Source organism: Methanohalophilus sp. WG1-DM (assembly GCF_004104135.1).
In the GTDB taxonomy this organism is placed as follows: Archaea; Halobacteriota; Methanosarcinia; order Methanosarcinales; family Methanosarcinaceae; genus Methanohalophilus; species Methanohalophilus euhalobius.
In genome coordinates, this window is sequence record NZ_RRBA01000002.1 from 84,746 (window position 1) to 104,992 (window position 20,247).

Here is a 20,247-nt window from a genome sequence, read left to right on the forward strand (position 1 = left end):
TTCACAGTCCGGCCTGCAATAGATTGGGAAAATGCACCGCCTGTGGAACGTGTATGAATAATTGTCCTGCAGAAGCCATACATATGGATAAGGGACATACTGTCATAGATGATAAAAAAATTTATCCTGTGTTATTGCTGCCGGGAATTATGCCCGGCAGAAGCTGTAAAATCCAAAAAGTCACTGCCCAACTGCTTTGAATCAGAGTTTACAGACAGGGGTTTTGCGCAACCATCCAATGTCGGACTGGTATAATTCACGCAGGTCCTTCAAACCCAATCTCAGCATTGCCAGACGGCTGACACCAAGACCCCATGCTAAAACCGGTTCTTTGATGCCGAGGGGCTCAGTTACTTCTTTTCTGAATATTCCGGCACCGCCGAGCTCAACCCATCCCAGTTCCTCAATATAAACCTCGGGTTCTACACTGGGCTCGGTATAGGGGAAATAGCCGGGCCTGAATCTGACATTCTCGAATCCCATCCTGTGATAGAATTCCTTCAGACATCCCAGCAGGTTGGCAAAGGACATGTTCCTGTCCATTACCACACCTTCCAGCTGCTCGAATTCAGGGGTATGTGTGGGATCAATTGTTTCCCGGCGATATGCCCTGTCTATACAAAAAGCTTTGACCGGTGGTTTTGGATTATCAGCCAGGTGTTTGATACTGACCGAGGTGGTATGTGTGCGCAATACATTGCGTTTTGCTACGTCACGATCCCATTTACCACCCCATCCCCTGGATTCAATGTCACCGCCCTTTTCATGCATGGAACAGACAGTTTCCACGTATTCGCCCGGCAACTGTGAATGGGATTCCAGATGGAATGTATCCTGCATTTCCCGGGCAGGGTGGTCCTGTGGCTGGAAAAGGGCATCAAAGTTCCAGAAAGAGCTCTGTATAATATCTCCCTTGATTTCAGTGAATCCCATTTCCAGAAAGATCTGGCGCATCTGGTCTATCAGGCGCTGGTAGGGGTGGATTTTTGCTGCATACACTTTTTTTGGCGGTTTGTCAATATTGTATGAACGGAAAGTCTTGTTCTTCCATTCTCCGCTTTTGAGCATCCGGGAGGTCAGCTGGGTGATATCTTCGGTAAGTTCGAGGCCGGATGCAGCGATTTTTTGCCCCTCAGCTGTAATTGTGATAGTACGGCTTTTGGTTTCTTCTTTTTCTACCAGTTTGCGTTTGAGCAGGTCCTTCATAACCTTCTGGTCAATTCCGGTTTCTTCAAGGGAAGCCGCCGTCTCACCGAGTTTTGCCAGGGCAATCTCGTCTGCGGTTTCGGATACATCTGCTGCGGGTATGATATTTCCTTTTTCAATGGATGCCCAGCCTTTTCTCTTAAGCCATCCGGTTGCAATTCCCATAATCCCGGGAGATAGCATTTCCTGTAAATTCTTTATAGAAGTAGGCCCGTCGATCCTATTGAGCACCTGTCTTTCAGGAAGACCTTTTTCGGCATATTGCACACCCTCTGCACTGAGGCGATATTTTTCCGATACTTCATCCTTAACTTCTGCAAGACCCTTTTCTTCAAGCAAAAAAGAGGCCTGTGTAGCATTCTCTATTTTCAGGGATGTTCCATCGGCTATATCTGCGGGACTTGCAGTACCTTTTTTTTCGAGGAAGAGAAGTACTTCCTTTTCATTCAGTGTAAGATTGAGGTTTTCCATAGTATCTCCCTTTAAGTATCAGAGTCCGTATTCTTCAAGTCTCTCGCGTGCCAGTTCCCTTTTTTCCTGATGGTCTTTGAGGAATTCTGCCATACGTTCTGCTGCCAGTCCCTTGCAACTTCCGCACATGCGACTGCCATCCAAACATTCGGAATGAATTTGTGCCAGTTCCCCGTCGTCGTCACTAAGATGGAATACGAGTAACTCATAGACCGAACATTCGTCGGGCTGTCCCCCGAGTTCCTTTTGTTCCTTCAGGGTCATACGCCCGCCCGTCTTTGCCTTCTTAACCTTGCGGGCGGCATCATCCGGATCATCGGTAAGGGCAATCAGGCTGTCAGGTACACTGCTTGACATCTTACCCCCCTGCAAACCGGACATAAAGCGATGATAGGTCGAAGCCGGTGGAAGGAATCCATATCCTCCGTTATTCATTTCGACTTCCATTGTGATTTCCTTAAGTTTGGTCAGGTCGTCCACGCCAAAGATATCTACATGCCCCTCGAACAGTTTCGTATCCCAGGGCAATGCCTCTGAAACCTCTTCAAGTGCATCAACAGGTGCGGTCTTGCTTCGGACACTGACAAAGGGCACGTTATTCTTATCCGTCCTTTTTTCGATAAGGAACATGTTCATTTTGTTGGCAAGTCCCCGGGTGAGTCTCATGTGCGGGTCCTGATCGGCCCCCGCAGGAACAACTGTCGGCTTGGGTCCGCCGAATTCTTCAAGTTCGGGCTGGAGGATATCCGCACTCTGTGAGAGGGCACTGACCATATGTGCTATATTGGTCCGTCCATTGAAACCATATATTGCACTGAGTTCCGAGAAATTTGCCTTGACACCCAGTTCAAAGGCCAGATCCTTTACATTTTTGGATTGGGACTGGAAATAAATATGCCCCTCTGGTTCAAATCCCAGGGCAATCAGGCTAAGGATATATTCCTCAATTCCAATCTGTTTACATTTTTCCCAGGAATATCCCCTGACTGAATATGCTTCCCTGTCGGCAATACCCACAAAAGCCTCACCGCCCATCTGCTGGTGCCAGACGATCTGGTCCATGACCATTTTTCCACCAAGATGGACTTTTCCGGAAGGCATGAACCCGCTCATTACCGCAAACGGGTCATTGTCGTTCATGGCCCGGGTTATCATGTCATAATCTCTGTGGCCAAAGATAATCTTCCTTCTCATGTAAGCGCTGGGTTGCTCGATCCCGGGCAGAAGTTCATCAAAACGCTGTATTCCAAATTCATCGAACAATTTTGAATAGTCGTTGATATTTGACGAGCCCCAGGGATCTAGTTTCACATTCATGCATATCCTCAAGATTAATCTGATTTATTTTGTCATTGGTATGATTTATTAGATTTTGTCAAATGGATAGGGGGGGACAGTTCCATCTGGAATCTTTTCCACAAGTTCAAGATATTGTGGCATCTGCATCTGGCAGAATACATCCCCGGATTCAAATCGGGGGGCTTTTTTCATGTTCTTCCAGATGTCTCTTAACTGTTGGTCCTGTATGTTGCCAAAACTGAATGGGATATATGGGCAGGGCTTGACCGATCCGTCCACGCAGATATGCATCCAGCGCTGAGCCGCCATGCAACCCAGCATCTCACCTTCAAAATAACTATTGGTAAATATTCTGGGGCCCGTTTCTGTGGAATTGGCCTTATGGTGCATTTCAAGGACTTTTTCTCTGTCCTCAGATGAGATAATAGCATCACCTTTTTTTTTCGGAGCGCTTTCCCAGATTGAAAATTCGCTCACTCCCATCTCTGTTGCAAGAGCATAGAGTTGTGGGAGTTCATCCATATTTTTCGGGGAGGCATGAGTACACATAGTGACTAATAAATCAGCATCAAGTCCATACTTTATGGCAGATGTAGCCATATCAAATGCACCCTCAAGTCTTCTTACAGCATTATGCTTTTCGGGATTGGTGGAATATATACTGACTAAAAGATTATGCAATCCCGCTTCCTTTAGCTTTCTTGCCGTTTGAGGATTCATGTCTGTTCCAGGTGTGTACATATTGACAATTGCACGTTCCTTGTCGACATACTCTATTAATTCAAAAATATCTTCCCTGAGAAGAGGATCTCCTTCGGTAAAAATAATTATGAATGCACCCATATCAAGAGCATTATCTATTGTTTTCTTGACAGTTTCTGTGTCAAGATCTTCCTCTCCACCACTTATAATGCAATGGTCACAATTACATTTGCATTGTCGTGTGATCTCAAAAGAAACAGTTTCAGGTACTCGTCTCCCCAAAGCATGCTGTACTTCAGCATTAAGGAGTCTTTTAAAAGGGCCGCTCGGAATTGGAGGCAGCCAGGTAGAAGCAATTACCCTGTCCTTGCCAATATGTACGGGCTTTTCTTCCCTTAATCTTTCATTAATTTTTTTCAGGATAGGTGAGCAGGCATATCTAAGCTGGCCCCGGGAATTTAACTGTAAAGAGCCGTTTGAATCTTCGAGGTCAATGTTTAGGCCGGGAATCGAAAAAATATTGATTCCCTGACCCTTTTCATCGACTGACATTGGGTATTGCTCCTTAATTAGCCTTCTCTGCAAAAGCCAGGTTTCCACTGATTTTTTTGATCCTGATCTTTAAGACATCGCCCTTGGCAGTACCAGGAACGAAAATCGTGAATTTTGCCATCTTGGCGATTCCGTCTCCCTTGGAACCAACAGCATCAATCTTGACTTCATATTCTTTCCCTTCTTCAAGGGCTGATTCAGGGGTAGGTGCAGTGGCTTTCCTTTTCTTGACAGGCCTGTGCGCACCACATGCGGCACATCTCATCATTAGGACTCTGTCAACCTTCACAAGTTTCGTATCTGGCCTGTTGCATTCCGAACATATGACATATTCATCAGCATATGCAGTTATGTTGGACTTGATAGCCTGGACAGGGAACTTCCCCTGAAATATGGCCTTGCCACCTTCGACCTTACCGGCGGTACCCAGTTCCCTTGTGAGGTACTTCATCAGATGATCAGCATCACGGTTAAGGACACTTCTAATTTGTGCAAAATTGTCCAGTACCGTTGTTTTTCCCTCAAAATAAACCTTGGGTTCCGGAATTACAAAACGTTCTTCATCTCTTGTTTCGGTTTCCGGTAGATTTTCCATTGCCTGGTCAAGCAAGGATTCATAATCTTCCATAAGTGTCCCCTCCTCAAAAGCTGGTTTTATTGTACCAGCTCTGCGCCTTCATCAACAACAATTCTTATTGGTGTTGGAAGCTTCTGTCCTGCTCTTTTAAGTGCAGCTTTTGCATGCTTGAAGTTCTTCTTATTGACAGAAACAGTGAATATCTTCTGCCCGGCAGAGACTCTTGCTGCAGTACCTACAGCTTTTCCGAATGCTTTTCTCATACCACTGGATACACGGTCTGCACCTGCACCGGTTGCCTGTTTGTTTTCTCTCAGAACCTCGTGGGGGTAAACTCTTAATTTGAAATGGTAACTGATACGGCCCACTTTGGAAAGCATATGTCTGTTAGCTGATATCCTTGCTGCTTCAAGAGCTGTATGTCTCATCTGACATTTCTCTTCAGATATAAGTGACATCTTGACCTGAAAATCTGCGGTCTTATTTCCCATGTCGTAGTGTATTACCTGACTTCCCGGAACACCACCCATGTACTTTCTGCGTGTATATGAGCGCTGTTTAATGTTCCTGTACATACTTGCTGGTTTTCTTGTCATGGACTAAAAGCCTCCTTGGAATGATAATGATGTAGAATTATCCCATTCTCGAAAGTTTTGGTTTCTTATTGAGATTTACATATTTTAATGTATTGATGGGATGGTGTACTATCTTATATTGCCCCTCCATATTGTCTGGTAGTTAATAAGTCTTATCGGTCATTTGTTGTATTTGTAAAGGGTATGCAGCAGAAATTATAATATATGCAGTTTTCTATATGTTCTTTTATGAGCTCCAGCACCAAAGAGCATAAAAAAGGAACTGATAAAGTATATGCCTTTAGTCTTGTAACCATCTCAACTTCTCGTTTTAATACATATGGATCTACAGAATCACCCTCTGCTGCGGATGATGTCTCGGGGCAACGAATGTCAGATCTTATAGGGGCTGCCCATCACAATGTATTGTGCTACAGGCTTGTGGCAGATAATATCGCAGATATAAGAAAAGAAGTCCTGTCAGCGATCTTTAATGGAGCCGATGTTGTGATCACTACCGGCGGCACAGGCTTATCTGCTTGCGATGTGACCATAGAAGCCCTTTGTCCATTATTTGAAAAAGAACTTGAAGGATTCGGAGAACTTTTCCGTCTTAAAAGTCTGGATCAGATAGGGTCTGCCACAATATTGAGCAGGGCAACTGCAGGTATCATACAGGGTTGTGCAGTTTTCTGCCTTCCTGGTTCTCCAAAGGCAGTGGAACTTGCAGTTGAGGAAATCGTAATTCCTGAAGCCGGACATATAGTAAAACATGCAAGATCGTAATAACTGAGGGTATTATCAGGAATAATGTTATTAAGGGCTATCCTTATATAATAAATTAAAATAGAGAGTTCAACTGGAGTATATGACATCCTATTCACTGGGCATTGAAGAGCTGGATAATATTATCGGGGAAATCCGTGGAGGAAGCAATCTGATGGTAATAGGTCCTCCTATGAGTGGAAAGGAAGATGTTGCATACCACATTCTTAAAAATGGTCTCAAAAGGCAAGAATCTTCGGTCATAGTCTCTACAAGAGAACCGGGTGAACATGTCCTGGAATGGTTCACCTCCTTTGACAAAACCCTACCTGTCTCCAACATAGGGATTGTGGATTGTGTAACAAAGACGCTGGGGATGGCAGCTGATGATACTGATAACATAAAACGTGCTTCTAGTCCTGTGGATCTTACAGGTATAGGTGTTCGAATAAGTCAGTTTTTTGAACAATTCTGGATGAAACGTCAAATATCCCATAATATTCTCTGTATTAATTCTGTCTCCACCATTCTCATGTACTCTAATATCCAGACGGTATTTCGTTTCATGCACGTGTTCACAGGCAGAATCAAAGCCATAAAGGGGCTTGGTTTATTCGTAGTTGAAGACCAGATGCATGACTCCCGTACAATTGCTACCTTAAAACAACTTTATGATGGTATGATTGAGGTGCAGGAAGAAAACGGCAGTCATTACCTACGTGCAGTAGGCATATCTTCCAAACCCACTCCCTGGTTTGAGTATTTGGTGGAAGATGGTTCTATATCCATTCAGGGCATAAAGGAAGACTGAATGCTTTTCTTTAAGTTAGTTATATATACTTCATGCAGGTCCCTATAGGCAGGTGTTATTTGATGGATAAGGATAAAATAAGGAAATTTAGGTCAGAAGCAACTCACCTGAAACCCATTCTTACTCTGGGTAAAAAGGGAATTGATGATGCGGTTGTAACTGAATTGAAAAAACAAATTAAAGCCAATCATCTTGTCAAGGTAAAAATCCTCAAAAGTTTTCCCGGTGAAAGTATGGATTCAATTGCAGAGGAACTGGCCTCTCTTACATCCACTACCCTGATAGATGTGCGTGGAAGGGCGATAGTCCTCTACAGGTAATTAATCCATTTTATGCCCTGCCAGGATTTCCACATCCTGCATCACAATGAGTTCATCAGGAACCATTTTCTTGAGTTCGGGCAGGGTGTTACGCAACTTTTCTTCTTCATCCACGGCCTGTACTATGATGGGGAGATCCATTCCAAGCCTGAGGATACTTGTTTTATGGATTACACTGTGTACTCCGTAGCCCTCGATACCCCTGAGCACGGTGGCCCCGGCCACATCATTTTCAAGCAAGAATTCGATGATGGCCTGATGAGCATTTTTTCCTTTATATGTGTCATTTTCACTAAGATAAATTGTCAGTATTTTTGATTGCATATGGTCTCCCTTCGTTGTTGAATTCTATTTTTAGGTTAAGTTTGACACTAAATGCCCGATTCCGGCACCGAGCATACAGCACACACAATTAAGCATTATATTTGTAAGAAAACTCCGGTTGGCCTGCTGTTCAAGGAGTGTGAATGATTCATACGTAAAAGTGGAAAAAGTGGTGAATGAACCCAGAATACCTATATTCAACAGGTGAAGATGCTGCAGGGCATGGGAATATGTAAGATATGAGAGTATTGTTGTACCCATGATGTTTACTGTGAGTGTACCTGTGGGTATATCTCCTTTTTTCGGGGTCATTCCTGCTACCATATACCTGAGGATTGCACCGATAAACCCGCCGATTCCAACAAGCAAATAGTCTGTCATATCCATTTCACCTATCTCCGATATATATTATCAGGCTTCTTGCAAGAAATACTGCAATTAGGCCAGTTGTAAGGTTTATCATTACGTTTGCAAACCCGTATACAGGTTGCATTTGCATGGTCTGGACTATGAATGTGGAAAATGTGGTGAATGCACCTAAAAATCCGATGCCTGCAAACATTCGGATGCGTGGGGTCAGGTAACCGATATAGTCAGAGTAGAACAGTAACAATCCCAGCAGGAAACTTCCCACCACGTTCACAACCAGTGTTCCCCGGGTACCGGGTATTATGGTGAACGTGCCATATCTGCATACCGCTCCCAGGAATCCACCGGTTCCTATTAAAAAGAGATTGGTAACATCCCGGTATTCCATGGGATTGTCCCACCATTTTTATTTATCCACCGGAAACCGGGGGGAATATGGCGACTTCATCTTTTTCTGTAATCGCTGTGTCTGTACCTTCAAGATGCTGGATATTTTCCCCGTTGATCAGGATGTTTATATATCCTCTGAGTTTTTTGCCATCTTCAAATATAAGTTCCTCAAGATTCGGGTATTTTGCAATTATTTCATCCAATATCTCAGAAACGGTATCGCCGTTGACCTCTACTTCAGAAGTTCCGGCCTTTTCCCTGACATTGGCAAACAATCTAACCTTCTTGGCAGCCATAGTTTTTCCCACGTCAGGCTGGTTTATAAAATATTCGTTAAAATTAGTAGTTAGATGAAGAATAATGGTGGGATAGCGCGGATTTGAACCGCAGTCCAAGCGTCCCAAACGCTCGAGGATCGGCCAGGCTACCCTACTATCCCACATGATGTAAGGGCATCCACCCTAAATGCACTTCTCCTAGATATATCTAACTATTGAAGGGCGCAGAAGAGGGTGAAAATTAGTTCAGTTGCTGTCTCCTTCCCACCTGGGATATACGTCATTATCAATATTCAGAAGATCCAGCACCCGCCCGGCCATGAAATCAATTAAGTCGTCTATTGATTGCGGTTTGTTGTAGAATGCAGGACATGCAGGCAAAACCTGGGTGCCGGATTCCTTGAGTTTGAGCAGGTTTTCCAGATGGATTCGGCTGAAAGGAGTCTCCCGCACCATCAGGATAACATTCCTGCCTTCCTTGAGGCAGACATCAGCAGCCCTTGTAAGGAGATTATCTGAGATTCCGTGTGCAATGGAAGCAGCAGTTTTCATGCTGCAGGGGGCTATTATCAAAGCATTGTAAGGATGCGATCCGCTTGCTACAGAAGCAGTAAAATCTTTTTCCTCGTGTACCTCACAGGCAAGTTTTTCCACCTCTTCGATATTCCAGTTTGTTTCTATATTTATTATTTGCCTGGCTGCAGAGGTTATTACAAGGTGTGTATAAATTCCCTTTTCTGCAAATATTTCAAGTAGCCTGATTCCGTACTGTGCCCCGGAGGCCCCACTGATTCCCACTACAACTTCCATATTATTCCTCAATTATATCTATAAGTTCGTCAACCATGAGTTCTGCGGTATCGCATATTTTCCTGACCTCATCAGGTTGTATGTTGTTGAAATGTATCCCCACAAGGAAAACAGTATCCTTGCCGGTTTTCCTGTTAATGCGGCCTGCCTGTCTGTGTGCAATTTCATCATCCCTGTGTCCGGGCAGGGTAATGACCGAGGACGCACCAGAATTACCCACAGCAACTGCTCCTATATGCTCATCGCCGCCCGTAAGTGTTACAAGCAAACTGTCTCCAATAATGCGCCATCTAAGAAAAAGTTTCCTTTTCCCAGTTTTTTTTTCAATTACTTCCACTTATATCGCCTTATATATCCGTTAACTTGTATTGTCGGGTCTGTTTTTTAACCTCGAAAAAATCGGTTGCTATTTTCTTCACACTCTCCCTGTGTTCCCTGGGGGTATAAACCCCAAGCTTCCAGTTATCACGGTGTGCTTTTTCAAGAGTTGCTACAAGATGGGAGGCTTTATCAAGGGTCATTTTCTTTCCGTTGACCTTGATCAATGCTTTCATTTCCTCTATACGGGGCAATTTCGGAATATCTATGAGGACTTCTTCTTCATCAATTCCCACCTCTTCTGCTATTTCTTTTTCCACCCTCTGGATGGATTTGCGATAGCCCAAAACCTTCTCATCAACGTCATCAAACCCTACATAAAGGGCACGTTTGTACAGTTTTCTCTCATCAATCCTGTTGATCATCTCCCCGGCGTAACCACCATCCTGGCGCATGGTTTCAAACAGGCGGTAATCATCCATATCCTGAAGGCTGGAGGGATCGAGTTTCTCCTGCTCTATCAAATATTCGATGCCTCTTGTTATCATTGTTTCTGAGATGCGTGTCACATGATGGAAATATACCGAAGGATGCATTAAAAAACGTGATACAAGCAGGGATTCGGCTGCATTGAGTCCACCTTCTGTTACAACCAGTTTATCTTCATAGAATTGCATTTTATGGATCAGGCGGCTATGATCTACAAGACCGTATGCAACGCCAGTGTAATGTGCATCACGAATGAGGTAATCCATGCGGTCAACATCAATCTCACTGTTTATAATCTGTCCGAGGGAGGTTTTGCCCAGGATGTGGTCTGCGATCCTGGATATGTTGAGGCCGGCATCACTGCAAACTTCTGCTATATCTCCTTTGCGCAGCAGGTGTTTTACATCTTCATGCTCCCTGCGGGTGTATTTTTTGATGATGCCTTCTGTCACATGGGAAAGGGGTCCGTGTCCTATATCATGCAACATTGCAGCAACCCTGAGTTCATCGATTTCAGATTGTTGTACTGAATCTATTTCTCCCGCAAGGGTTGTAGCCAGGTGATGTGCACCCAGTGAATGTTCAAAACGAGTATGGTTGGCACCCGGATATACCAGGTTGGAAAGTCCTAGCTGGCGTATCCTCCTGAGACGCTGCATGCGGGGTGTATCCATAAGGGATACTGCAAGTTCGTCAAGTTCGACATGACCGTGTACGGGGTCCCTCATGACCTTCATGTTTTTAAATAACCGTTCATATTATAATGATGTTGTGATTTGTTGTGATTTTGGTAGTAAATTGAGGTAATATCGTGATAATATTTTCCGGTGGAACCGGCACCCCCAAGTTCCTTGATGGCCTGATGCGGACAATGGACGAAGAAGAAATTACAGTTGTCGTGAATACCGCGGAAGACCTGTGGGTATCGGGTAATCTTGTAACACCGGATATTGATACAGTACTCTACCTTTTTGCCGGTATGATAGATCGCGATAAATGGTGGGGTATTGCAGGTGATACATTCCGCACTTTCAATGCTATGAAGGATTGTGGTTATGATGAAAAGATGATGCTTGGGGACCGGGATCGGGCCACGCATATCATGAGATCTGAAATGATTCGCAACGGAGCTACCCTGACTGAAGCAATTGTAAACCTTTGTTCAAGTTTTGGTATCAAGGCCAACATCCTGCCGATGTCAGATGATCCGGTATCCACCATCATCCGCACACCCCAGGGCTGGATGCATTACCAGGATTTCTGGATTAAGCATCAGGGCAAACCCGATGTACTTGAAGTTAAGATGGTTGGGATCGGTGAAGCTTCTATATCCCCTGCTGTGCTGGAAAAACTACGGGAAGATAGCAATGTCCTGATTGGACCCAGCAATCCGATTACAAGCATAGGGCCCATCATATCCCTTGCTGGAATGCCTGAAATCCTTAAAAGTAAAAATGTGGTTGCAATCAGTCCTATTATCGGGAATGAACCTGTTAGCGGTCCTGCTGGTAAACTTATGAAAGCATGTGGTTACGGTATTTCTTCAAATGAAGTTGCAAGGTGCTATCATGACTTTCTGGATGTGTTTGTAACAGATATCCGTGATCCACAGGTTTGTAATTCTTTTGAAAATATGGATTGCAGTATAGTAAAGGCTGATACTATGATGTCTTCTGTAGATATAAGTATACAATTGGCAGGTTATGTAAGGAATCTGTTTGAGTCCCTGGAATAATTGTGCTTGAAAATTTTAAACATGCTTAAAATTCAGAAGCAAAGAGTATATATGTTAACATTCCCTATCATTTACTATACTAAAATGCTTGCTTACCTTAATGGGGGTGGTATGAGCGGGCTGGGGAGTGGGGGTACTAAAAAAGGGATTAAAACCCGCTCATCTATACACCCTTATGTAAGTCTCGTATATACACTTTTCCCCTGTTCTTATGCTTAATGTGTTGCTATTGCTTTTCTACAGGGTCCATTTTTGCAGCTCTGCTTGCAGGATACACCCCTGCAATGAGGTTGAGTACGAATACAGCAAGGATGGTTAGTAACTGTTGGGGCTTGTCCTGCTGGTCGTTGCTGTCTATATGTATCGCAGAAAATGGAATCCTAAGGAATGATCAGGTAATCTCTTATGGTCAGGCTTTCAGAGGCGGTAAAGTTAGCTTTTGCCAGCATAGGTAGTGCGAAATTGCGCTCTGCCCTGACTACCCTGGGTATTATCATAGGGGTGGCCGCTGTAATTGCCAACATATCCATGGGGACCAGTTTCGGGCAGTACTTCGAAGAAGAAATAGGAGCATCGGGTACTAATTTTATCGTTATATTCACCCAGAAAAACAATGTATTCGGAGATTCCCAGTTCAATGTGGTTGAAAATACCAATGGTGTTGCTGCTGTCTCCCCACTTAACCAGCAATCAGCGACCCTGAAGTACCAATCAGCGGAGCGTACCGCAACTGTCAGTGGGGTCCTTCCCGATTATGAGAAAGTGGGGAACATAAATATGGAACACGGCCAGTTTCTGACCAGTCAGGACAGGAACGTGGCTGTAATCGGTTCGGATGTGGCCTATGATAAGTTTGACCGGAATCTATCTGTCAAGAATTTTATAAATATCAGTATAAGAAATGTGGATGGAGGGATGAGTACAGGGACGTTTCGTGTAAAGGGTATCATACAGGACCCGGATGCCTCCTTCGTATCTCCTGAAGTGGATCCTGCAGGACGTGTTTTTATTCCTCTTGCTGTCATGCAACAGATGCAGCACAGGGATGATATAGGGGGATTTTTCATTAAAGCGGATTCTCTCGAAATCCTGGATAGGGTTACCGATGATGTGGATGAAAACCTTGCCCGTTCGGTGGGAGTACCCAGCAGGGATATTGATAACGAGGATGCCAAACCCTATTCGATCTTCAACCAGACGGATATCCTGGATAACCTGAATCAGCTTTCCAGTGCCCTGACAACCCTGCTGACCTCTGTAGCACTGATTGCCCTGGTGGTGGGCTCGATAGGTATTATGAATATTATGCTTGTAAGCGTGACTGAAAGGACAAAGGAAGTGGGCTTGCTCAAGTCCCTGGGTTTTTTGCCCGTGCGAATATACTGACCCTGTTCCTTATAGAATCGGTGGTTCTGAGTGCTATTGGTGGCATACTGGGTACAGTTTTGGGTATTGCTGCTTCCTATGGTGTAGGTTACTTTTTGGATTTACCTTATATTTTCCCATTCTATCTCATTGTTGTGGGTTTCCTGGTTGCCCTGGCCATAGGATTGGTTGCTGGTCTCTATCCTGCCAACAAAGCCTCGAAACTCGATCCCGTGGAAGCCCTGCGGACCCAGTGATAAAGGTTCGAATGGGTTTGCAGCTTAAAAAATAAATATATAATGTGAATGCCATGTATTCACATGGAGATGGTTACTTGAAGATTAACACTCATGCAGGAGCAGGTTTGCTTTTGATTGCTTTTATCGTTGTGGTGGCCGCAGTTGTCCTTTCCCCGGGGTGTGCGGACGATGGTGGTACAGGTGTGAATGAAAGTGTGGATGCCCACACGTTGAACAACGGTACGGAACTGTCCGGCCAGTGGGACAGTAGCACAGTGAATGCTTCCACCGGGGATTATTTCTCAGTACGCCTGGAAGAAAATCCCTCCACAGGGTACCAGTGGAACCTGACAACTTCCGATGGCATCAAAATCGTAGAAGATAAGTTTGAATCGCCTGAAAATGAGGATGTCGTGGGTGCACCGGGTTTCCGTGTATGGACCTTCAGGATTATGGATAACGGAAAACAGCAGATTGATGCCATCTACAAGCGTCCCCGGGAAAACGTCACGGGTGAGGAAGACACTTTCAGCCTGACACTGGAAGTTGAAGGAGAACCGGTTGTCCCTGCAGATGGCGATGACACCGAGTATATCTACGGCACCGCCGATGTGGATAACATAGACATAATGGTGATGGAATCCTTCCCGGTCCAGGTCAGTGTCCATGCCACCGGTAACTTTAAGGATGGTTGCACCGTGATCGATGAGGCCAATATCACAACTGCAAAAACAGGCAACACATTCAATGTCCATATTCCTACAAAGCGCCCTAAGGATGCCATATGCACCCAGGCCCTTGTGCCCTTCGAGATCAACGTACCCCTTGATGTCTACGGTCTGGAGAAGGGTAATTACACCGTGGATGTGAATGGTGTGCAGGATTCCTTTGAATTGCAGACGGATAATGTGCTTGAGTGAAGATGGATGATTTGGATGCCGTACTCCTGTTGTGGAGTTTGGCATTATTTTTTAGTAGGTTTTTTGTGGAGTTCAAAAACAATTATATTTCTTTTATGATTATTTCGATCAATTCCTTCTCGTATTTGGTGACAATTATATTCCATTTCACCTAAACATTTGACAAAACCATCTCCTGATTGTTCAAATAAATAGATCTCTTTGCCGTCTTTTAGATGGTCTCTTATAGATTTATTTCCGCGTTTAAATTCCATATCTCCAACTTGTCCTTCACCAGTGTAGTGAAATATTTCATTGCTTTTCCATCCATCTTCATAACCATGTTCTTTACCAGAATTTCCTGTAAAAAGCAAAATCATATCACTTTTCCTACAGCTCGCAATTCCGCCTTGTCTATTCCCACCATATTCATCATGGAGCTTGCTTCTTTTGTATGTCTCTCCTTCTCTAAGCATATTTATCAACTAGAATGTATTAGTTTACAATAAAAAACTTATTAATAATATTTATCTTGATATCACTATATTAGTAATTTAAGAAGTTAAAATGGTAAAAGTCAATAAAATTATTGAAAAATAGTCTGAGCGCCGGGTTGGGGGCCGGATTTTAGTAAAAAAGCACAAACCTTTTATTAGTAATTAAGCCCTGCCTACAATATATTTATTGTTTAGTCGTGTAAACCCATAAAATTTAGTTCATAACAAGTGCCCGTAGCGAGCCACAAACTCACACTTCGGTGCCTAACATCTATTTTTCACTTTGCTTAACTTAAACTTATGCTAAAAAAGATAACATGAATTATATTTAACTATTGCTCCATAGGTTGATATCAAACAATTATTAAATATATTCGAAGATTTCAATAAAGAGACAAATTTTGAGTTACAAATCATATCCGAAAAAAGAAGTGCCGTCAAAATTATTTTAAATTAATCTCATCTCGATAATTTCGAAACATATAAAAACTTTAAAATTATTTATTATTAAAAACTAAATGATTGGGTATAATGGGTGTTAAACTGGGGTTAAGGTCTCTAAATTTAAAACGAGCTTATTCATCAGATGATGATGATCTACTAAATGATTTTTATATTCCTGTATTAGAAAAATCTATTGAATACAATAGACTTGCTGGATTTTTTTCTTCAACTAGCTTGGCCATATCTGCCAGAGGTGTTACAGGTTTAATAAGAAACGATGGTAAGATGAGAATAATCGTTTCGCCAAAAATTAATCAAGCGGACATATATATAATTGAGCAAGCAATAAAATCTCCCGAACAAGTAATTCAAGAAAAAATGCTATTGGAACTCGAAGATTTAGAAAATGAATTTGTAAAAGATCATGTTTTTGCTTTAGGATGGATGTTAGCAAATCATAAAATCGATATAAAAGTTGCAATTGCTAGAGATGATTATGGTTCCCTTTTAATTGCAAATCAAATACAACAAGTTGGTCTTTTTCATCAAAAAGTAGGAATCTTTAAAGATTCTGAAGGGAACATTGTTACATTTAGTGGTTCAGTAAATGAAACTGCGATGGGATGGACGGGCAATATTGAAGAATTCAAAGTATTCCAGAATATTTACGAAGACCAAAAAGAGTATGTTGATGCAGATGTCAGCAAATTTGAACGGTATTGGAACAATAAATCCAAAAATCTAAATGTAGTAGACCTACCATCAGCAGTAAAATCAAAATTGATAGATATTGCACCCAATGATTTTGACAAAATAAATCTTGAAAAGTGGAGTAAAAAGAAAAATAAGGTGCAACTTTTTGAAACTCAAGAAAAAGCTATTGACGCCTGGTTTAACAATGGTCGTAAAGGGATATTTGAAATGGCCACTGGAACAGGGAAAACATTTACTTCATTAGGCTGCTTGGATAAACTTACAAACATTGAATCTAATTTTTTGACTATTATAACTTGCCCATATCAACATCTAGTTCAACAATGGAAGAGAGAATTAGATAATTTTGGTATTGAATATGACAAATTGATTATAGCTGATAGTTCTAATCATAAATGGAAAAGTGAATTAGTCGATACTTTGCAGAATATGCATATTGATTCCATTATGAAAACATCAGAAAATAGCAATAATATCGTTATTACTACTCATACCACCTTTTCTTCAAAAGATTTCAAGTCCATTGTTGAGGATTATAAAAATAACCTTGAATTTTTCTTAATCGCTGATGAAGTCCATGGTATTGGAGCGGCATTCAACAAAAAGGGAATGCTCCCTGCATACAATTGGCGGTTAGGATTAAGTGCTACACCTGAAAGATGGTTTGATGAAATCGGTACTAAAGAAATCTATGAATTTTTTGACAAAATCGTTTATAAATTAGATTTAGAAGATGCAATAAATACTATAAATCCAGCAACGAGCGAACCTTATTTGACAAGATATAGATATATACCAAAGTTCGTGCCCCTACAAGATGATGAATTGGAAGAATATATACAAAAAAGCAAATCTATTGCAGTAAAGTATGCAAATCAAAAAAAACAAGCAGAAAAAGATAAAATATTAGAAGCATTGCTTTTTAGAAGGGCCGATATAATAAAAAATGCCAAAAATAAATATAGCGTTCTTGAGAAAGTTTTGGACGAAATCCAAGATGATCTAATTCACACAATAATATATTGTACTTCAGAACAAATGATACCAGTTTTATCTATCATCAAAAAGAGAAAAATTATAGCACATCAATTCACGATGAACGAAAACCCAGGTCCAGTAAAAGAATATAACGGAAAATCTGAAAGAGAATATATTTTAGAGAAATTTGCTGATGGTAGTTACCAAGTATTAATTGCAATGAAATGTCTAGATGAAGGAGTAGATGTACCTCCAGCAAAGAGAGCTATTTTAATGGCAAGTAGTGGAAATCCTAGAGAATATATTCAAAGAATTGGACGTGTTATTAGAAGATATCCAAGTAAAAAAGAAGCTACAATATATGATATTATCATAAGACCAACTTTTGATTATCTGCCACCCAACATCAAAGAGATAGAAATGAAAATATTTGAAAAAGAATTAAGACGATGTGAAGAAATTGCAACCATTGCAACAAACAGTGCTGAAGCATTGAAAATGATTTATGCTATCAAAGTGAAATGCATGGGGGATACATTATGGCGAACATCAAAGTGAATGAAAACATATTAGGCACTATCAGAGAAGAAGCAAATGACAAATTAGTGGCGGATTTTTTGATTGAATTAATGTATGAAGAAGTTGAACATCCTGGCCATTGGCACTGGAAAAATACTTACAGATCTAAAATACGTGAGTATACAAAAATGAGGGAAAAGCATGAGAATTGAAAAAGTTGCCATTCAAAACTATCGCCAGCATATTAATACAGAAATTTTATTTAAAAAATTTTCAAGTAACGACTTACATATAATAGTTGGTGAAAATGGAACTGGAAAAACAAATATATTGAATGCTATTAACTGGTGTTTATATGGAGAGGAACCCCATATTTCCAATGATTCCAAAAAGTTACCTCTATTTAACCTTAAAGCAGTTGAAGAATTGTATGGTGATGAAGACCTAAAAGTAGCAGTTGAAGTTTGGGTTGAAACTGATGAGGAAATTACAATAATTTTCAGCCGGAATGCTATTTATAAAAAACCTGAGTTAGGAAAAAATGTTGATCCTTCGAATATAAATTTTGATGTCAAAATTGTTGGTTCCGATGGAAATACACAGATACATTTCAATGAAAAAGCTGCTAGTTATGTTGGCCGTTTTGTTCCAAAAGATATAAGGGAATTTTTCTTCTTCGATGGTGAAAGACTCGACCAATATTTCAAGGAAGCTACTGGTCAAAACATTCGTCATGCTATTTTTGAAATTTCTCAGATCGATTTATTGGAAAATCGCCTTGAATCAAAACTTGATGATTGTTTAAGTGAATTAAGAAGAGAGGCAGGTAAAAAAAGTCCAAAAATCGAAGAAACACGAAAGAGTTACGAAGAAGTTACTGATAAAATAAAAGATACAATTAAGGAAATTGATACATGCAAGCAACAAATAGAAATAGCACAAAATCAACTCCAAAAATGTGACGAGAATCTAAGAGGAGTTCCTGATGTAAGTGAGTTACAGGAAAGAGTGAAGGAACTTGATAAGCAAAAAATTGATAAAAAGAGTTTATACAAAGTTGCTTATAAAGAAAAGCAAGAGTTGCTTTTTGAAGTTGGTATCCTTATAAGGACATGGCCTGCAATTAAAAAAACGATTGCAGTTATTGAAGAGAAAAAGAATAAAGGTGAATTGCCACCAACTTATGACAAGGACCTTCTGTTAAGGACGATTGAAGATTCTATATGCAAAATATGTGGAAATCCACTAAATGAAAACACAAAAACACGTGTAAATAAGTTATTAAATGAAATAACATTATCTACTCAAGTAGCTCATGGCCTCCAAATAATGGAAGCTCCCTTATTTCAAATAGAACAAAAGCTAAAAAGATTCCAGAATAAGTTTGTTACTATTTCTGAACAGATTAAATCTTATGATGGAGATCTTACAAAGATTGAGAATGAGCTAGAAGACATTAACAAAAAAATTGGAGGTTACAATCTACCAAAAATTAAAGAATGGCATCAAGAGCAAACTAAGTTCAAAGGTATTTTAGAAAACGAAACTATGCGAAAGGGTGTCTTGCAAAAACGTTATGAAGGATTCATTGATGAACAAAAAAGATTAAATGAAGAATTGGATAAAGAAATTGAAAAAGGTCAGAAAGCAAAAGAGCTGAAAACACAGATTGATTTTTGTAAAAAATCATACGATGTTGTAAAGAGTACAAAGCAAAAAATAATGAATAATACTAGAGAACAAATAGAAGCAGAAACAAAAGCAATCTTTTTCGAGTTACTATGGAAAAAGACCACCTTTAAAGATGTGAAAATAAATGATGATTATAGCATAAGTCTCATTCATTTCATGGATTACGAATGTTTAGGCAGTATAAGTGCAGGAGAAAGAGAACTTTTGGCACTTGCTTTCACTTTGGCTTTACATAAAGTCTCTGGTTTTGATTCACCAATTTTAATAGATACTCCTGTTGCAAGGATCTCCAGCAAGCATCGAGAAAATTTTGGAATTGCTCTTGCTAATATTAGCGAAAATAAACAAACAATATTGCTATTTACCCCAGATGAATATTCTGAAAACATTAGCCAGATATTGAATAATTATGCAAATACACATGTTTCTTTGAAAATGTCCTCTGACGAAAAAGAGACACTAGTGAGAGGGATATAATGACTAGAAGAATAATTGATAGAATATTTGTCGAGAAGGACCAAAAAGAAAAACTATATTCTGAAATAGATATATTAGAAGAGAAATCGAGAAAAGAACAATTTTTTATGGCAATGTCAGTCGGTTTCAAAAATGGTGTAAGAAGAAAATTAATCAAAAAAGACGGTATGTTTTTATTAAAAAACTTACAACCAGAAGATGAAACTATACTTAATTCGATAGCAATTAGTGAAACTGATTCTGTAGAAGTTATTGCAGATAAAGAAAAAGTTTATGCAATTGCAGAAGAATATGCGAATGCTGGAATTCAAATACTATATGACAAAGTAAATTCTGTTCAACTTGGTACACTTGAAAAACATTTGGAATCAGAGATTGCCGAACTGTACAGACAGTTAGACATTAACAATAAAGAATGAGCGCCCTTTAAAG

General features: G+C 40.8%; 25 protein-coding genes and 1 tRNA gene. 12 read left to right on the top strand and 14 right to left on the bottom strand.

Annotated elements, in window-relative coordinates; translation table 11 throughout:
- The first annotated feature begins 23 nt into the window (after nucleotides 1-23).
- Nucleotides 24-200, top strand: a complete 177-nt coding sequence (locus CI957_RS02350; protein WP_164909010.1) for a 4Fe-4S dicluster domain-containing protein — start codon at nucleotides 24-26, stop codon at nucleotides 198-200.
- 1 nt (nucleotide 201) lies between these two features.
- On the opposite strand, the gene CI957_RS02355 is transcribed toward CI957_RS02350, so the two are convergent.
- Genes CI957_RS02355 through CI957_RS02375 form a run of 5 tightly spaced genes read right to left on the bottom strand, consistent with a single transcriptional unit; the run spans nucleotide 202 to nucleotide 5,403 of the window.
- The gene (locus CI957_RS02355; RefSeq protein ID WP_128754147.1) at nucleotides 202-1,677 is read right to left on the bottom strand and encodes a phenylalanine--tRNA ligase subunit alpha; all 1,476 of its coding nucleotides are present in this window, start codon (nucleotides 1,675-1,677) and stop codon (nucleotides 202-204) included.
- Nucleotides 1,678-1,695: 18 nt separating this feature from the next.
- The gene (locus tag CI957_RS02360; protein ID WP_206631029.1) at nucleotides 1,696-2,994 is read right to left on the bottom strand and encodes a tryptophan--tRNA ligase; all 1,299 of its coding nucleotides are present in this window, start codon (nucleotides 2,992-2,994) and stop codon (nucleotides 1,696-1,698) included.
- Between the two features lie 48 nt (nucleotides 2,995-3,042).
- Nucleotides 3,043-4,230: a radical SAM/SPASM domain-containing protein gene (locus tag CI957_RS02365; RefSeq protein WP_128754149.1), complete on the bottom strand. Its 1,188-nt coding sequence runs from the start codon at nucleotides 4,228-4,230 to the stop codon at nucleotides 3,043-3,045.
- Between the two features lie 13 nt (nucleotides 4,231-4,243).
- Nucleotides 4,244-4,858 (bottom strand): translation initiation factor IF-2 subunit beta, encoded by a 615-nt coding sequence (locus CI957_RS02370; RefSeq protein WP_096711974.1) that lies wholly within the window; start codon nucleotides 4,856-4,858, stop codon nucleotides 4,244-4,246.
- A 26-nt stretch (nucleotides 4,859-4,884) separates the two neighbouring features.
- On the bottom strand, nucleotides 4,885-5,403 hold the full coding sequence (locus CI957_RS02375; protein ID WP_096711973.1) for a 50S ribosomal protein L16: 519 nt from the start codon (nucleotides 5,401-5,403) through the stop codon (nucleotides 4,885-4,887).
- 228 nt (nucleotides 5,404-5,631) lie between these two features.
- On the opposite strand from CI957_RS02375, the gene CI957_RS02380 reads away from it, so the two are divergent.
- From CI957_RS02380 to CI957_RS02390, 3 genes are all read left to right on the top strand, one after another.
- Nucleotides 5,632-6,168, top strand: coding sequence for a molybdenum cofactor biosynthesis protein B (locus CI957_RS02380; protein ID WP_096712142.1), 537 nt, complete (start codon nucleotides 5,632-5,634; stop codon nucleotides 6,166-6,168).
- A gap of 82 nt (nucleotides 6,169-6,250) precedes the next feature.
- Nucleotides 6,251-6,958, top strand: coding sequence for an ATPase domain-containing protein (locus tag CI957_RS02385; RefSeq protein ID WP_096711972.1), 708 nt, complete (start codon nucleotides 6,251-6,253; stop codon nucleotides 6,956-6,958).
- Between the two features lie 62 nt (nucleotides 6,959-7,020).
- Nucleotides 7,021-7,278: a YhbY family RNA-binding protein gene (locus CI957_RS02390; RefSeq protein WP_072360618.1), complete on the top strand. Its 258-nt coding sequence runs from the start codon at nucleotides 7,021-7,023 to the stop codon at nucleotides 7,276-7,278.
- Here the strand turns inward: CI957_RS02390 and CI957_RS02395 are convergent, their stop codons facing one another.
- The 8 genes from CI957_RS02395 to CI957_RS02430 form a co-directional block, all read right to left on the bottom strand.
- Nucleotides 7,279-7,602 carry a DUF190 domain-containing protein gene (locus CI957_RS02395; RefSeq protein WP_128754150.1) on the bottom strand — a complete coding sequence of 108 codons (324 nt, stop codon included), beginning with the start codon at nucleotides 7,600-7,602 and terminating at the stop codon, nucleotides 7,279-7,281.
- A gap of 30 nt (nucleotides 7,603-7,632) precedes the next feature.
- Nucleotides 7,633-7,989, bottom strand: coding sequence for a CrcB family protein (locus tag CI957_RS02400; RefSeq protein WP_128754151.1), 357 nt, complete (start codon nucleotides 7,987-7,989; stop codon nucleotides 7,633-7,635).
- Between the two features lies 1 nt (nucleotide 7,990).
- Nucleotides 7,991-8,359 (bottom strand): fluoride efflux transporter CrcB, encoded by a 369-nt coding sequence (gene crcB / locus CI957_RS02405; protein ID WP_128754152.1) that lies wholly within the window; start codon nucleotides 8,357-8,359, stop codon nucleotides 7,991-7,993.
- A 22-nt stretch (nucleotides 8,360-8,381) separates the two neighbouring features.
- Nucleotides 8,382-8,657, bottom strand: coding sequence for a ubiquitin-like small modifier protein 1 (locus CI957_RS02410; RefSeq protein WP_096711968.1), 276 nt, complete (start codon nucleotides 8,655-8,657; stop codon nucleotides 8,382-8,384).
- A gap of 65 nt (nucleotides 8,658-8,722) precedes the next feature.
- A tRNA-Pro gene (locus tag CI957_RS02415) sits at nucleotides 8,723-8,800 on the bottom strand.
- A gap of 85 nt (nucleotides 8,801-8,885) precedes the next feature.
- Nucleotides 8,886-9,449 (bottom strand): UbiX family flavin prenyltransferase, encoded by a 564-nt coding sequence (locus CI957_RS02420; RefSeq protein ID WP_096711967.1) that lies wholly within the window; start codon nucleotides 9,447-9,449, stop codon nucleotides 8,886-8,888.
- A gap of 1 nt (nucleotide 9,450) precedes the next feature.
- Nucleotides 9,451-9,786, bottom strand: coding sequence for a hypothetical protein (locus CI957_RS02425; RefSeq protein WP_096711966.1), 336 nt, complete (start codon nucleotides 9,784-9,786; stop codon nucleotides 9,451-9,453).
- Between the two features lie 10 nt (nucleotides 9,787-9,796).
- Nucleotides 9,797-10,993, bottom strand: a complete 1,197-nt coding sequence (locus tag CI957_RS02430) for an HD domain-containing protein (RefSeq protein WP_096711965.1) — start codon at nucleotides 10,991-10,993, stop codon at nucleotides 9,797-9,799.
- Nucleotides 10,994-11,067: 74 nt separating this feature from the next.
- On the opposite strand from CI957_RS02430, the gene cofD reads away from it, so the two are divergent.
- The 4 genes from cofD (at nucleotide 11,068) to CI957_RS02445 (ending at nucleotide 14,515) form a co-directional block, all read left to right on the top strand.
- A complete protein-coding gene (gene cofD, locus CI957_RS02435) occupies nucleotides 11,068-11,991 on the top strand; it encodes a 2-phospho-L-lactate transferase (RefSeq protein ID WP_096711964.1) in 924 nt (307 codons plus the stop codon).
- Nucleotides 11,992-12,396: 405 nt separating this feature from the next.
- Nucleotides 12,397-13,377: an ABC transporter permease gene (locus CI957_RS02440; RefSeq protein WP_341539151.1), complete on the top strand. Its 981-nt coding sequence runs from the start codon at nucleotides 12,397-12,399 to the stop codon at nucleotides 13,375-13,377.
- Between the two features lie 20 nt (nucleotides 13,378-13,397).
- Entirely contained in the window at nucleotides 13,398-13,613 is a 216-nt protein-coding gene (locus tag CI957_RS11155; RefSeq protein WP_341539152.1) for an ABC transporter permease, read from the top strand.
- A gap of 77 nt (nucleotides 13,614-13,690) precedes the next feature.
- Complete coding sequence (locus CI957_RS02445) at nucleotides 13,691-14,515, top strand: protease inhibitor I42 family protein (protein ID WP_164909011.1); 825 nt, start codon at nucleotides 13,691-13,693, stop codon at nucleotides 14,513-14,515.
- 44 nt (nucleotides 14,516-14,559) lie between these two features.
- Here CI957_RS02445 and CI957_RS02450 read toward each other — a convergent pair whose 3' ends face one another.
- Entirely contained in the window at nucleotides 14,560-14,970 is a 411-nt protein-coding gene (locus CI957_RS02450; protein ID WP_096711962.1) for an HNH endonuclease, read from the bottom strand.
- A gap of 552 nt (nucleotides 14,971-15,522) precedes the next feature.
- Here CI957_RS02450 and CI957_RS02455 point away from each other — a divergent pair.
- Genes CI957_RS02455 through CI957_RS02470 form a run of 4 tightly spaced genes read left to right on the top strand, consistent with a single transcriptional unit; the run spans nucleotide 15,523 to nucleotide 20,234 of the window.
- The gene (locus tag CI957_RS02455) at nucleotides 15,523-17,685 is read left to right on the top strand and encodes a DEAD/DEAH box helicase family protein (protein ID WP_096711961.1); all 2,163 of its coding nucleotides are present in this window, start codon (nucleotides 15,523-15,525) and stop codon (nucleotides 17,683-17,685) included.
- The gene (locus CI957_RS02460; RefSeq protein ID WP_096711960.1) at nucleotides 17,667-17,858 is read left to right on the top strand and encodes a hypothetical protein; all 192 of its coding nucleotides are present in this window, start codon (nucleotides 17,667-17,669) and stop codon (nucleotides 17,856-17,858) included. Before CI957_RS02455 ends, CI957_RS02460 begins: the two co-directional genes overlap by 19 nt.
- Nucleotides 17,848-19,815 (top strand): AAA family ATPase, encoded by a 1,968-nt coding sequence (locus CI957_RS02465; protein ID WP_096711959.1) that lies wholly within the window; start codon nucleotides 17,848-17,850, stop codon nucleotides 19,813-19,815. The genes CI957_RS02460 and CI957_RS02465 overlap by 11 nt, the downstream gene beginning before the upstream one ends.
- Entirely contained in the window at nucleotides 19,815-20,234 is a 420-nt protein-coding gene (locus CI957_RS02470; RefSeq protein WP_096711958.1) for a hypothetical protein, read from the top strand. The genes CI957_RS02465 and CI957_RS02470 overlap by 1 nt, the downstream gene beginning before the upstream one ends.
- The last annotated feature ends 13 nt before the right edge of the window (nucleotides 20,235-20,247 follow it).